Source organism: Paenibacillus sp. FSL E2-0190 (genome assembly GCF_037992965.1).
GTDB lineage: Bacteria > Bacillota > Bacilli > Paenibacillales > Paenibacillaceae > Paenibacillus_AQ > Paenibacillus_AQ odorifer.
In genome coordinates, this window is record NZ_CP150306.1 from 38852 (window position 1) to 52439 (window position 13588).

At 44.4% G+C, this 13588-nt stretch carries 14 protein-coding genes and 1 riboswitch; of the genes, 13 read left to right on the forward strand and 1 reads right to left on the reverse strand.

The features are described 5' to 3' along the window. Window positions 1-332 precede the first annotated feature (332 nt). Window positions 333-587 (reverse strand): AbrB/MazE/SpoVT family DNA-binding domain-containing protein, encoded by a 255-nt coding sequence (locus tag NST25_RS00175; protein ID WP_036678829.1) that lies wholly within the window; start codon window positions 585-587, stop codon window positions 333-335. Between the two features lie 295 nt (window positions 588-882). Between NST25_RS00175 and NST25_RS00180 the strand changes: the two genes are divergently transcribed. From NST25_RS00180 to NST25_RS00240, 13 genes are all read left to right on the forward strand, one after another. Further along, entirely contained in the window at window positions 883-2166 is a 1284-nt protein-coding gene (locus NST25_RS00180) for an HD domain-containing protein (protein WP_076218451.1), read from the forward strand. Between the two features lie 51 nt (window positions 2167-2217). After that, entirely contained in the window at window positions 2218-2988 is a 771-nt protein-coding gene (locus NST25_RS00185) for a TatD family hydrolase (protein ID WP_036678823.1), read from the forward strand. A gap of 198 nt (window positions 2989-3186) precedes the next feature. Further along, a riboswitch (cyclic di-AMP (ydaO/yuaA leader) is annotated at window positions 3187-3416 on the forward strand. A gap of 285 nt (window positions 3417-3701) precedes the next feature. Continuing rightward, a complete protein-coding gene (locus NST25_RS00190) occupies window positions 3702-4868 on the forward strand; it encodes a 3D domain-containing protein (protein ID WP_076105834.1) in 1167 nt (388 codons plus the stop codon). 176 nt (window positions 4869-5044) lie between these two features. Then, window positions 5045-5596: a ribonuclease M5 gene (gene rnmV / locus NST25_RS00195; protein ID WP_036678817.1), complete on the forward strand. Its 552-nt coding sequence runs from the start codon at window positions 5045-5047 to the stop codon at window positions 5594-5596. After that, on the forward strand, window positions 5593-6477 hold the full coding sequence (rsmA, locus tag NST25_RS00200; protein ID WP_036678815.1) for a 16S rRNA (adenine(1518)-N(6)/adenine(1519)-N(6))-dimethyltransferase RsmA: 885 nt from the start codon (window positions 5593-5595) through the stop codon (window positions 6475-6477). The genes rnmV and rsmA overlap by 4 nt, the downstream gene beginning before the upstream one ends. 164 nt (window positions 6478-6641) lie before the next feature. Beyond that, window positions 6642-7544 carry a sporulation peptidase YabG gene (gene yabG / locus NST25_RS00205; protein WP_036678813.1) on the forward strand — a complete coding sequence of 301 codons (903 nt, stop codon included), beginning with the start codon at window positions 6642-6644 and terminating at the stop codon, window positions 7542-7544. A gap of 276 nt (window positions 7545-7820) precedes the next feature. Continuing rightward, window positions 7821-8096: a Veg family protein gene (locus NST25_RS00210; RefSeq protein WP_019914493.1), complete on the forward strand. Its 276-nt coding sequence runs from the start codon at window positions 7821-7823 to the stop codon at window positions 8094-8096. A 143-nt stretch (window positions 8097-8239) separates the two neighbouring features. After that, window positions 8240-8416, forward strand: coding sequence for a small, acid-soluble spore protein, alpha/beta type (locus tag NST25_RS00215; protein WP_036678812.1), 177 nt, complete (start codon window positions 8240-8242; stop codon window positions 8414-8416). A 140-nt stretch (window positions 8417-8556) separates the two neighbouring features. Further along, window positions 8557-9411, forward strand: a complete 855-nt coding sequence (gene ispE / locus NST25_RS00220) for a 4-(cytidine 5'-diphospho)-2-C-methyl-D-erythritol kinase (RefSeq protein WP_076138497.1) — start codon at window positions 8557-8559, stop codon at window positions 9409-9411. Between the two features lie 75 nt (window positions 9412-9486). After that, window positions 9487-10314 carry a pur operon repressor gene (purR, locus tag NST25_RS00225; protein WP_036678807.1) on the forward strand — a complete coding sequence of 276 codons (828 nt, stop codon included), beginning with the start codon at window positions 9487-9489 and terminating at the stop codon, window positions 10312-10314. A 209-nt stretch (window positions 10315-10523) separates the two neighbouring features. Beyond that, window positions 10524-10811 carry a septation regulator SpoVG gene (gene spoVG, locus NST25_RS00230; RefSeq protein ID WP_020425826.1) on the forward strand — a complete coding sequence of 96 codons (288 nt, stop codon included), beginning with the start codon at window positions 10524-10526 and terminating at the stop codon, window positions 10809-10811. Window positions 10812-11083: 272 nt separating this feature from the next. Continuing rightward, window positions 11084-12484, forward strand: a complete 1401-nt coding sequence (gene glmU / locus NST25_RS00235) for a bifunctional UDP-N-acetylglucosamine diphosphorylase/glucosamine-1-phosphate N-acetyltransferase GlmU (RefSeq protein ID WP_076138495.1) — start codon at window positions 11084-11086, stop codon at window positions 12482-12484. Between the two features lie 87 nt (window positions 12485-12571). Then, the gene (locus NST25_RS00240) at window positions 12572-13525 is read left to right on the forward strand and encodes a ribose-phosphate diphosphokinase (RefSeq protein ID WP_036678796.1); all 954 of its coding nucleotides are present in this window, start codon (window positions 12572-12574) and stop codon (window positions 13523-13525) included. Window positions 13526-13588 lie beyond the last annotated feature (63 nt).

Here is a 13588-nt window from a genome sequence, read left to right on the forward strand (position 1 = left end):
TACAGTTATTTTTGAATTTTTTTATGTATTTGTTCGTTTAGTTGTACTTCATACAGTTATAAAGGTGGAAAGGATTGATTTCACGGAGATATAGGAAATATAAGTGTACAAAATACAATTAATTCGTTTAATGGTAAAAAGCATTTAAAATAACTGTAAGAAATACAACTAAGTATTACTAGTTCCGTCTTGAAGCACATTGCCCTTAGGGAGGGGATAACCAGGAGGGCAAACCCAGACATAAAAAATACCTCCCGCGGTCACGGGAGGTCAAGGAGATATGAAAAGGTTAGAATTAACAATTTGATTAGTTCTATTATATACTATTTAATTTAGTTTGTCACAGGGGTAGGGATGGAAGATATGCATTCATGACAAACTATTTTTCCTTTAAAGTAAGTTACGTTCTCAGCGTTGCCACAGAAAATGCAGGCAGGCTCATACTTTTTAAGCATAATCCGTTCGCCATCAACGTAAATTTCCAGTGCGTCCTTTTCGCCAATGCCAAGTGTACGGCGTAATTCAATAGGAATAACAACCCGTCCAAGTTCGTCTACTTTTCTTACAATTCCTGTTGATTTCATCATAACAATCGTTACTCCTCTCAATGTTCCAAAAACGTCATTATTCGACATTGTTCACTGTTTTATGATACTTATAATACCAACGATTCCCAAATCAGTCAACCTTTTTTCATAGGCTGAATAAGAAAATTTCCATAAGAACTTTGAATGTCCCTATAAAAATTAAGAATTACCCTGAAAGCATTTTGTCGATTTACCAAGACCAAAAATGATACTTTTCGACAAAGTACGACATAATTACTTATTATATACTGATATTAGTTAAAATCATATTAAATTATTAGAAGGAGTTGATCTCATGAAGCAGCCGCTCACGGAAGAAAAAGTTTTCAAGGATCCCGTTCATAATTATATTCACGTACAGGATACGATTATTTGGCGACTAATTAATACAAAAGAATTTCAGCGTTTACGCCGGATTCGCCAGTTAGGTACCTCATATCTCACTTTTCATGGTGCAGAGCATAGTCGTTTTTCTCATTCTTTAGGAGTATATGAAATTACACGCAGAATCATTTCGCAATTTGAGCGCAGCGGGTATAAGGATTGGATTCCTGAAGAAAGTTTGCTTACTTTGTGTGCGGCTTTGCTGCATGATTTAGGGCATGGTCCATTTTCACATTCTATAGAAGAAGCTTTTGAAATGAACCATGAGGATTGGACCTGCCGAATTATTTTGGAGGACACGGAGATCACCGAAATATTGCGTGATGTGGAGGAAGATTTTCCTCGTAAAGTAGCCTCAGTTATCTCTAAGACATATGAGCATGAAATTGTTGTCAATTTGGTTTCCAGTCCGCTGGATGCTGATCGTATGGATTATTTGCTGCGTGATGCGTACTATACAGGTGTGAACTATGGAACCATCGATATTGATCGGATTTTGAGAATGCTTCGTCCTTATAATGGGCGGATTGTAGTAAAAGAATCAGGTATGCATGCCATTGAAGATTATTTAATGTCGCGTTATCAAATGTACTGGCAGGTATATTTTCATCCGGTGACGCGCAGCTCTGAAATTATTTTGCGTCAAATCTTCCGTAGAGCTAAAGAATTGTTCCAAGAGGAGTACAAATTTCGCTTTATGATCGCTCCGCTGGAAGATCTCTTTCGAGGAGAAGTAACAGTGAAGCAATATTTAATGCTTGATGAGGCACTGGTACAGACTGCTTTTATGCAATGGACACTTGAAGAAGATGAGTTATTAAGCGACTTGTGTACCCGTTTTATTCATCGTAAACTGTATAAATATGTAGAGATCGAGAATTTGGATACAGATATGATTACGGAAATCCGCAGCAGTTTTGCGGGAGCGGGACTTAACCCAGAATATGACTTAGAGATTGATTATCCGACAGATTTGCCTTATGATGTGTTCCGTCCAGGAGCAGCCTTCGACAATAATCAAATTTTACTGCTTGATCGCAATGAGCAATTGCGGGAAATTTCAGAGGTATCGGATATTGTGCGCTCAATAAGCGGGATTCATCGTGGCAGATATCACCTATATTTCCCACAGGATAAGCTGAAAAAAGCCCTTACACGGTTGCCCTCTTCTGTAGCAGAGATTTTTGCAAAATAATACAAATATTTATGGAACTATTGATAAAAACAACAAGGAGTGAGCTTTAAAATGTATCTGTTCGACACACATACACATTTAGATGCGCCTCAATTCGACGAGGATCGCGAGGAAGTTATAGCTCGTGCAGTAGAGGCCGGAGTTAGCAAGATGATCAATATTGGATTTAATCGGGAAACGATCCCTTCAACGATGAAGCTGGCTGAATCTTATGATTATATTTATGCAGCGGTGGGCTGGCATCCACAGGATGCGATTGATATGAAAGAGGGGGACCTCGATTGGATCGCCTCTCTTTGCAGCCATGAGAAAGTGGTGGCCATCGGAGAGATTGGGTTGGATTATTATTGGGATACCTCTCCCAAGGATGTGCAGCAGGAGGTCTTCCGCAAACAAATTGGACTAGCCCGTGAACTAAAAATGCCAATCTGTATACATGACCGTGATGCCCATGAAGATGTCGTACGGATTTTACGGGAGGAAAAAGCAAATGAAATTGGTGGCGTAATGCATTCTTTCTCAGGCAGCTGGGAAACCGCAAAAATGTGTCTAGACCTAGGATTTCATTTGTCATTTGGAGGACCGATCACGTTCAAAAATGCCAGAGTGCCTAAAGAGGTGCTTGCACAGACGCCATTGGACCGATTATTGATCGAAACAGACGCTCCATATTTGACTCCACACCCCTTCCGAGGCAAGCGAAATGAGAGTGCTCATGTGAAGTTAGTAGCAGAGGCTGCGGCTGAAATTAAAGGGTTAACATGGGAAGAATTAGCTAAAATTACGTATGCGAACGCACTGGAACGATTTGGGATTGTCTGAAAACAGGAGTAAAACGGGTGAAAAATAGAGAATGGCCGATATATTAAACTTTTTTAATATAAAAACGGCTGATTATTACAATATTTTAACCATATATTTGCGTAAACGTGGTTGAATCGTCCTTTACAACATGCATCAAAACAGGATATCATCTTTTCAGTGATGTGAGCTGTTGTTATTGTGACAGCCATTGATTCATGGATCGTCTCGCTGAGTCTCCGTATGGAGAACGGGGGAACCAATATTGAACTGCCGCATGCCTGTATCTTGAATACGACTAGGAATTGCCGCAGAACAATATTTGATTTCTTCACGTGGTCTTTGGGGTGAATTTAAGGGCAACCGCCGTGAGCGGGTGACCTGAAATAGGGCGTCTCTCTTTCGTCCGAACCCGACAGCTAACCCCGTAAGCGCAAGTAAGAGAGGCAACCTCGTGCACAAACATTCCCGCGTATTCTGACATCGGAGAAGCCACGAAAGAGTCCTCAAGAGAACTCTTTTTAGGCTTCTTTATTTTTGAATAAACTGAATGTTGCCCGCATACTGTTATATAACAGGTGTGGGAGTAGCTGTGCCGAGCAGGCGATCCATGAGCAGGAGACGCTAAGTTAATACGTGCGTATCCTGTGACAATCTCAAATAGTTTCGTCAAAGAAATTCAGTCCTCATGATATACAAATTGACGACGAGGCTATGTAAGGAGGATGGAGAGAATGGGCTTATTCCAACCAGAGGTATCCCATGATTCGCAGTCATCCAGCAGGTCTTTCGCATTACGGTGGGAGCAAGTAAATACTCGCGTACTTTTACTTGCAGGTGTGATTTCAATCGCAATCGCGCTGTTAATTCTGCTGTACGTACACGGTCAAAGTAATAAACAATTAGTTTTAGTAATAGACGGGCAAACACAGACACTTGAAACGCGAGAAGCACTTCTTGGTGATGTGTTGGAGAAAGAGCAAATTTCGCTGCAGCCGCATGATGAATTATCTTTAGGTCTGAGTGATGAAATAAAAGACGGTGACCGTGTCGTTATCAATCGTGCGCAGAAATTTAGCCTTACTGCGGACGGAGCAACAAAAACGTTATATACGACCGAAGACACTATCGGTCAAGCGATTGACAAACTGGGTATCAACCTAGAAGGCTATGATAAGATTTTTCCTTCGTTAGACACCACCATCTCTGCTGACATGGAGATTAAGATCGTTCGTATCAACAAGCAAACGGTACAGCGAACAACTAACTTACCTTTCCGTGTTATTAAGACAGCAGATCCCTCCCTTACTGTGGGAACAGTTAGAGTGGCACAGGCAGGCAAACCAGGCGTCATGGTTCAGCATATTGAAAAGATCTATCAAGACGGAGAACTGGCCTCTATGCGCATGATCGGCAAGGAAGTACAAACGGTAACAAAAGATAAGATCATTGCCGTTGGTACTAAAGCACTTCCTAAGCCTACTGTAGTTGCTAAAGCTACAACAACTTCCAAATCAAGCACTACCTCCAAAACGACTAAAGTTAGCGCTAAGACTAAGAACGTCACAAGCAAGGCTGGCGTAGACTTTGAGTACAAGAAGATGATTAAGAACGTCTCCATGACAGCTTATTCGTCAGAAGAGCCAGGGATAGGTACTAAAACTGCCTCCGGAACACGCGTAACGGAAGGTCGTACAATTGCAGTAGATCCGAATGTAATTCCTATTGGCTGGTGGGTTTATATCGATGGGCTTGGATTCCGCCGTGCAGAGGATACTGGCGGTGCCATTAAAGGCAATAAAGTGGATGTCTATTATGATTCCCTGAGCCATGCTCGTAATTTCGGCCGTAAATCACGTACCGTTTATGTGATTGGACCTGTGAAACCAGAGCTTAACTAGAACTGAAGCTTTTGCAAAAAATCCTTTGATAAGCTATAGTGATGATAACCGTTAAGGAACGCTGGATGATCATTTCGTTGATCGCAGAGCAACCGCTCATCACTTATACATTCTTTAACCAAAAGAAGAGGAGCGAATCCTCTTCTTTTTGCTTTTTTTGGAAGGAGTCAAGAAATATGATTAAGGAATTAATCGTCGTTGAAGGCAAAAGCGATACCGTAGCCATTAAGCGTGCTGTAGAAGCGGATACCATTGAGACAGGCGGCTCTGCTGTAAACCGGACTGTAATTGCTAAGATCGCGCTTGCTATGGAACGTAGAGGGGTTATTATTCTTACGGACCCGGACCATGCTGGGGAGCGAATTCGTAAAATCGTTTCAGCGAAGGTGCCGGGCTGCAAGCATGCTTTTATTCCAGAGAAGGACGCAACTCGAAAAGGGGATATCGGTGTAGAGAATGCATCGCCAGAGGCGATTCGTCATGCGCTGCGTAATGTACATACCTCTTTTGAAGGAGCACCTGCTTTGATTGGTATTGATGATCTTATGGCCGCTGGAATGCTTGTACACCCTCGGGCTGCTGAAAGACGTATGGCACTTGGTAATTTGCTTGGAATCGGATATTGTAACGGCAAACAGCTGTACAAGCGGCTGGCGATGTTTGGGATTACGCGGGAGGAATTTGCCGGGGCTCTCGCCCAAATTGATCAGGGAGGCATTACTTCATGAGTGGTAGAGAGGAAATTTCGACTCCAAAACGGACCAAAGAGATTATTCAACGTTATGGATTCAAGTTCAAGAAAAGCCTGGGACAGAATTTTTTGATTGATCAGAATATTTTGGACAAGATTGTAGACGCTGCTGGACTAGATAGCGATTCTGGGGCGCTGGAGATCGGGCCGGGAATTGGAGCGCTGACGGAGCGTCTGGCACTAACAGCGGGTGCTGTAACTGCCGTAGAGATTGACCGTAGACTGATTCCAATATTAAAAGACGTACTTTCCCCCTATCCCCATGTTAAGGTTCGTAACGATGATGTCCTCAATGTGAACTTGCAGGAAATGTTCAAGGAAGATTTCACCACTGTGAACAAGGTCAGTGTGGTTGCTAACCTGCCTTATTATGTGACTACTCCGATTCTGATGAAGCTGCTCGAAGAGAAGCTTCCCCTTGATAACATCGTTGTAATGATTCAGAAGGAGGTTGCGGAGCGTATGGCTGCATCTCCAGGTGGAAAGGAATACGGAAGTCTTAGCATTGCCGTGCAGTACTACAGCGAGCCTGAGCTCGTCTGTATCGTGCCACGTACGGTATTCATCCCTCAACCTAATGTGGAGTCTGCTGTTATCCGTCTGAAGGTTAGAGAGCATCCTCCGGTAAAGGTGGAGAGTGAGAAGCATTTCTTTGAAGTGGTTCACGCTTCTTTCACACAGCGCCGCAAGACGATTGCTAACAATCTGAAGGCTCGTTACTTCCCTGAACAAGGACGTGAGCAGCTGGAGGCTTTACTCGCAGAAGCGGGTATTGAACCGACCCGTCGCGGAGAAACACTCAGTCTTGAAGAATACGCCCGCTTAAGCGGTGTTTTGCTAGCCGCTGGAATTGAATAAGCAATAGGAAACGGTTGTTGTCTTAAGGACGACAACCGTTTCTCGTAGAAATATAAGGATGTTATTCTGGTGGAGCATTATACATTCTTATATTTTAAAAATATGTTGAGTTATGAACCAACTGAGGCCTTTGCCCATACGATGGGGTAGAGGTGGTGGTTGTAATGAATTTAGGAGACTTGGTCGTTCGCAAATCTTATGGCGGTGATTTAACATTTCGTGTAGATAATATTGTGCAGGATAGAGCCGTCATTAAAGGCACAGATTTCCGCCTGTTGGCGGATTCTCCTCTGGATGACCTGGTTCAAGTGCCTCCTACCCGAATAACGGAACGGGGACAGCAAGCACAGATCAAAGCGAAGGAATCACTGACACAGCTGCGGAAGGACCGTCAGGAGCAAAGTCAGCGGAGCGGGGGAACCCTAACAGAGGGGACATGGGCTCCACCGTCCAAGGAAGCTCCTTATTTTGAAGTGCCAGGTAAAGTACTGCATCTGGATGGCGATCCGGCATATTTGAATAAGAGCCTTAGCTTATACGAGCAGCTGCGGATTCCCGCTGAAGGGCATCATGTTCATGAATCTGCAATGGCTGATACGTTATACCGGCTGTTGCCCCGTGTACGCCCAGATATTGTAGTGATCACTGGTCATGATGGGGTACTGAAGCAACAGCATACTTACGATCTGTATAGTCTGAATAGCTATAAAAATTCGCAAAACTTTATAGCTGCTATTAGGGTAGCTAGGGAGTATGAGCGGAATTTTGATGCGTTGACTATTGTTGCCGGTGCTTGTCAATCTCATTTCGAGGCCTTACTTGGAGCTGGAGCTAATTTTGCCAGTTCACCTGGTCGAATTTTGATCCATGCTCTGGATCCCGTGTATGTAGCAGCAAAATCATCCTTTACTTCCATCAGGGATACTGTAAATCTTAGCGATGTTCTGAATAATACCATCAGCGGTAATCAGGGTATTGGTGGTGTTGAGACCCGTGGCAGCTTCCGCATCGGAATGCCGCGACTGCAGAATCTGTCGGCGCTAAAAGTGACACCATCAGCCATTTAAGCGGCAGAGATAGGTCTATGGTGTCAGGAATATAGGTAATTTGAATGGGCTGAATAGAATATCCGAAAGAAAGGGTGAGCGCTGAGCTTAACCCTTTCTTTTTTTCTTTGTAATGCCTATATTACAGATAACAAGGATATTAGTCCGGCGCTGATTTCTCGCAAAAAAATTCCGTTGACAACGAAATATGCATCAACTATAATTAATTATTTATTTGCTTTGACATTGTCCTGAAAAAGTTGTATAATGGACAAGAAAAGAGGTGGTCGTCAGGTAATGGCTAATAACGCGCTGTTGGAAATCAAACGCAGTCTTGAAGCTCACGTCGGTCATAAGATCACATTGCGTGCAAACGGAGGTCGTCGTAAAACCGTTGAACGCACAGGTGTCCTGGAAGAAACGTACCCTTCTGTATTTATTGTCAAACTGGATCAGGAGCAGCAAACTTTTAAGCGAGTCTCCTATAGCTATGCCGATATACTTACTGAATCTGTGGAAATCACAGTTTGTGAAGACGATGGGCAGATGCGGATTATGTATATTAAAGCTTAATGTTTCACGAACAGTCTCCCTTGGAGGCTGTTTTTTGTTTGCGTTTTTTGGGACAAATATTTGGTGCATGATCCGTGTGCTAAGCAAGCATACTAATTGGGCAACGGGTTAATCATTTATTTTCATAAGGGAGGAATTCCGTAATGAGCCGCAGAAAACGAGGCATGATGTCGGAGGAACTGAAGACAGAGTTAGCCAAGGAGCTGGGTTTTTATGAAACCGTGGAACGTGAGGGCTGGGGTGGAATTACAACTCAAGACGCTGGCAACATGGTGAAAAAAGCGATACAGCTTGCTGAACAGGCTGCGCGGAAATCTTAAATTTTAGGCTATAAAGTGAATATTACTGAAAAAGGGTGCGTCTAAATGGCGACACCCTTTTATTATTGGACTTCATTAGAAGTTTCTCATATAATATGTTAAGTTGTTTTTACGGGAAAAGCTGAAGGTGGGTGAACGCCTTGAAAATGTATGAAAAGGCACCAGCTAAAATTAATTTGATGCTGGATGTGCTGCACAAACGTGCTGACGGTTTTCATGAGGTGGAAATGATTATGACCATGGTAGATTTAGCAGACCGCTTAGAGCTGTCTGAGCTGCCAAGGGATACTATTATAATATCAAGTCAGGCTGGTTATATTCCCCTGGACGAGAAAAATTTAGCTTTCCAGGCGGCAAGGCTTATTAAAGACCGTTATAACGTGAAGAGTGGGGTACATATCCATCTGGATAAAAGAATTCCGGTTGCGGCTGGCCTGGCTGGCGGCAGCAGTGATGCCGCAGCTACGCTACGCGGTCTAAACCGTCTGTGGCGTCTGGGTATTCCTGCACAGGAGCTACAGGAGCTTGGCGCTGAGCTGGGTTCTGATGTACCTTTCTGCGTCACAGGCGGCACAGCCTTGGCTACAGGACGAGGCGAAAAGCTGACACCAATCAATAACCCGCCACAATGCTGGGTTGTGTTGGCGAAACCACCGATCAATGTATCGACTGCAGAAGTGTATGGACGCGTTCGGAGCAATAATATAGCGGTTCATCCTTCTGCTCGAAAGATGCAGCAAGCGATAGAAGCTGGAGACTTTGGGGGCGTGTGCAATCATCTGGGCAACGTGCTTGAGGATGTTACCTTAAAGCTGCATCCAGAGGTTCAGCAGCTCAAGGAAGCGATGATAAAGCTTGGAGCAGATGGCGTACTGATGTCAGGCAGCGGACCTACCGTATTCGGGTTAGTGTCCAAGCAGTCTAAAGTAGCAAGGATTTACAACGGACTGCGAGGGTTCTGCAAGGAAGTCTACGCAGTGAGATCACTGAATTAGTCTGCTTCTCTTGTGTAAACCCGTACAAAAGTGATATATTTTTCTAAAATATTCGGTTTTGGCGAGGAGCATTCCGTGAAGAAATTAAAAAGAAGCCAACGTTTGGTAGACATGACTCAGTTTTTACTTGAGCGGCCGCATGAACTACTGCCGCTGTCTATATTTGCCGATCGCTATGGAGCGGCTAAGTCCTCCATTAGTGAAGATTTGGCAATCATAAAAGAAGTATTTGAAGGTGAAGGCATCGGAGAGCTGCAGACTTTAGCTGGTGCAGCGGGTGGAGTACGTTATATCCCGGTTATGCCTAAAGATATGGCGCTTACCTTTGTGCAGCGCTTATGTGTGCAGCTAGAGCAGACTGACCGGATATTGCCTGGCGGTTATTTGTATATGTCGGATCTACTTGGGTTGCCGTCTTTGATGGAACAGGCGGGTAAGATCATCGCAACGGCCTTTTACGGATCGGAAATCGATGTGGTGATGACCGTTGAAACGAAAGGCATTCCACTAGCCTATGCAACAGCAGCACAGCTAGGCTTGCCGGTAGTGCTTGTGCGACGTGACCATCAGGTTACAGAGGGATCAGCAGTAAGTATTAACTACGTATCAGGATCTCATAAAAGCATACACACAATGTCTCTCTCCAGACGTGCACTCAAGGAGAAATCGCGAGTACTTATCGTAGATGACTTCATGAAGGCGGGAGGGACTGTACGTGGTATGGTCGATCTGCTCGGTGAATTTAATGCCGAGGTTGCAGGGGTAGGCGTTTTAGTGGAATCAGGCGCTGTAGAGACGGAAGAGCGTCTGTTGCACGATTACGTGTCCTTGGTAAAACTAAGTGAAGTAGACTCGAAAGAGCGGAGAATTTCGGCGCATCCGGGCAACTACTTTTCCTCTTGATTAGCCATTCTCTTACATTTTCAAAAAGCGTGGAAATTGTCGAAAACGTAAGGAATATTAAGAAAACTACTCGATGTATGTCGAAAACAACATATCCCAAAAAATATATTTCTTTTTTAGGTATTTTATGGAATCAAAAAGAAGGAATTCGCTTTGCTGTGTGGAATTATACACCAAGTCTCTGATGGAAAAAGGTGGTGAACACACACATGCAAATTACGGATGTCAGACTCCGCCGCGTTAACTCTGAGGGGAGAATGAAAGCAATCGCATCCATTACCATCGATAACGAGTTTGTTGTTCATGACATTCGCGTCATCGATGGCAATAATGGGATGTTTGTTGCAATGCCCAGCAAGCGTACACCGGACGGCGAATTCCGCGATATCGCGCACCCGATCTCTTCGGGAACACGCGAGAAGATTCAATCCGCGGTTCTGGCCGAGTACGATCGCGCCGCTACGGAAGAAGAAGAAGTTATTGAAGAGGGAGCTTAGGCTTCCTCGGAAGACTGCTACCTTTTGGGTGGCGTAGGATCCGCCGTTTTTGATAAGATCACACCGACATACACTTCATGAATTAGCAGCCTGATCTTGCAAGAAAAGCTATTGCTGGTGAAGGATTTGACGACATCTTCGAAAGGCAGCGATAAATGCTTTTCTAACTTGGGGTTTATAGAAAAGAGAACCATGACTTCATGGTTCTCTTTTCTTTTTGCCCGGAATGAGATATATTCAGTAGTGAGTTCAAGAGTAGGAGGTTGGCATTCTTGAAAAGAATGGCTGTAGTACTTGCCGCAGGTCAAGGCAAGCGAATGAAATCTAAATTATATAAGGTGCTGCACCCCGTTTGCGGTAAGCCGATGGTAGGGCACGTGCTTGATACAGTAAAAGCGACCGGATGCCAGCGCACCGTTGTTGTTGTTGGGCATGGCGCAGAGAAAGTTAAGGCCTATGTAGGTGAAGGAGCGGAATACGTTCTGCAGGAAACTCAGCTCGGCACTGGCCATGCTGTCAAACAAGCAAAGGATTTACTTGCTGGCGAAGAAGGAACAACTATAGTTATTTGTGGAGACACACCACTCGTAACCACGGAGACCCTGGAAGGACTCATGGCGCTTCATGAACAGCGTAATGCGGCTGCAACCGTATTGACAGCTGTTATGGAAAAGCCTACAGGCTACGGAAGAATTATTCGTGGTGAAGATGGCGGCGTTCTGAAGATTGTAGAGCAGAAGGATTGCACTACTGAAGAAGATGCCGTTCAAGAAATCAATACAGGCACTTATTGTTTTGATAATGCTAAATTATTTGCTGCACTCGAGAAGGTAACGAACAGTAATAACCAGCAGGAGTATTATTTGACTGATGTGATTGGGATTCTTCGTTCACAAGGGGATACCGTACTAGGATATCAGACCCATGACGCAGCTGAGTCTATCGGCGTTAATGATCGTTTAGCTTTGTCCGAAGCGGAAGCCTTTATGCGTCAACGTATTAATCGTAAACACATGCTGGGCGGTGTGACCATCATTGATCCAGCCTCGACTTATATCGGAGCAGATGTAGTTATCGGATCAGATACTACGCTTTATCCAGGAACCATCCTGAAAGGGAAGACTGTAATCGGGGACAATTGTGTGATCGGACCGGCTAGTGAAATCGAAGACTGTCAGATTATGGATGATGCAACGATTAAGCAGTCCGTATTGAATCAAGCTCAAGTCGGCGCACGGACAACCGTTGGGCCTTTTGCCTATTTGCGTCCAGGCTCTGTGCTTGGAGAAGAAGTTAAGGTTGGAGATTTCGTCGAGATCAAGAATGCTACTATTGGTGACGGTTCAAAAGTGTCACATCTTAGTTATGTCGGCGACGCATCTGTAGGTAAGAATGTAAACGTCGGGTGCGGTGCGATTACCGTTAACTACGACGGGTATAATAAATTCAAGACAACAATCGCAGACGATGCCTTTATTGGCAGTAATGTTAACCTTATTGCTCCAGTTACTGTGGGCAAAGGGGCTTTTGTTGTAGCAGGTTCGACAATTACACGTTCCGTTTCCGAGAACGATCTGGCTGTAGCTAGAGTAAGACAAGAGAACAAACCGGGATATGCAGAGAAGATCCGTTCCCGTGCAAAAGCGAAGAAAGACCACTCGAGTCCATCGTAAAGCGTTGCTAAGAAGCGCCGGACGGACTTATATTTCCGCGCCGGCGCCTTTGGAAAGCTAAATTCCGTCACGGAGGGTTTATATTTTATGACTTATTGTGATTCCAAGTTAAAGATTTTCACCTGTAACTCCAATCCTAAGCTAGCTAGTCAAATTGCTGATTACATCGGGATTCCGATGGGTGAATCACACACCACAAGTTTCAGCGATGGAGAAATTCAGGTCAAGCTGTCAGAAAGCGTTCGGGGATGCCATGTTTATATTGTTCAATCCACTTGTGGCCCTGTAAATGATAACCTGATGGAGCTTTTGGTTATGGTAGATGCGCTTAAACGTGCCTCCGCAAAAAGCATCAACGTGGTTATCCCTTACTACGGATATGCCCGTCAAGATCGTAAAGCCCGTTCCCGTGACCCCATTACCGCTAAGCTGGTAGCGAATCTAATTGAAAAGGCTGGCGCTCACCGTGTAATCACGATGGATCTTCATGCCATGCAGATTCAAGGATTCTTCGATATTCCAGTGGATCACTTGCTTGGTGTACCGATTCTGGCTCAGTATTTCCGTTCCAAGCAAATCGAGAACCCAGTTGTCGTATCGCCGGACCATGGCGGTGTAGTACGTGCAAGAAAGCTTGCTGATTTCCTGAACGCTCCACTGGCTATTATAGACAAGCGTCGTCCAGAACCTAACGTCAGCGAAGTTATGAACATCATCGGTAATATCGAAGGCAAAACAGCCATCCTGATCGATGATATCATCGATACCGCTGGAACGATCGTACTTGGTGCTAATGCTTTGATGGAAGGCGGCGTGAAGGAAGTATACGCATGCTGTACACACCCAGTATTGTCTGGTCCTGCACACGAGCGTCTGGAGAATTCTCCAATCAAAGAAATTATCGTGACGGATACCATTCCAATTCGCAGCGCGAATCCAACCTCTAAGCTCAAGGTGTTGTCCGTGGCTCCACTTATGGGTGAGGCAATTATCCGCGTTCATGAAGAGTTGTCGATTAGTAAATTGTTCGAGATTGAATAAATATAACGAATGAATAGTACAAAAGGGTTACACCTCCGTTCTCGGAGATGTAACCCTTATCGG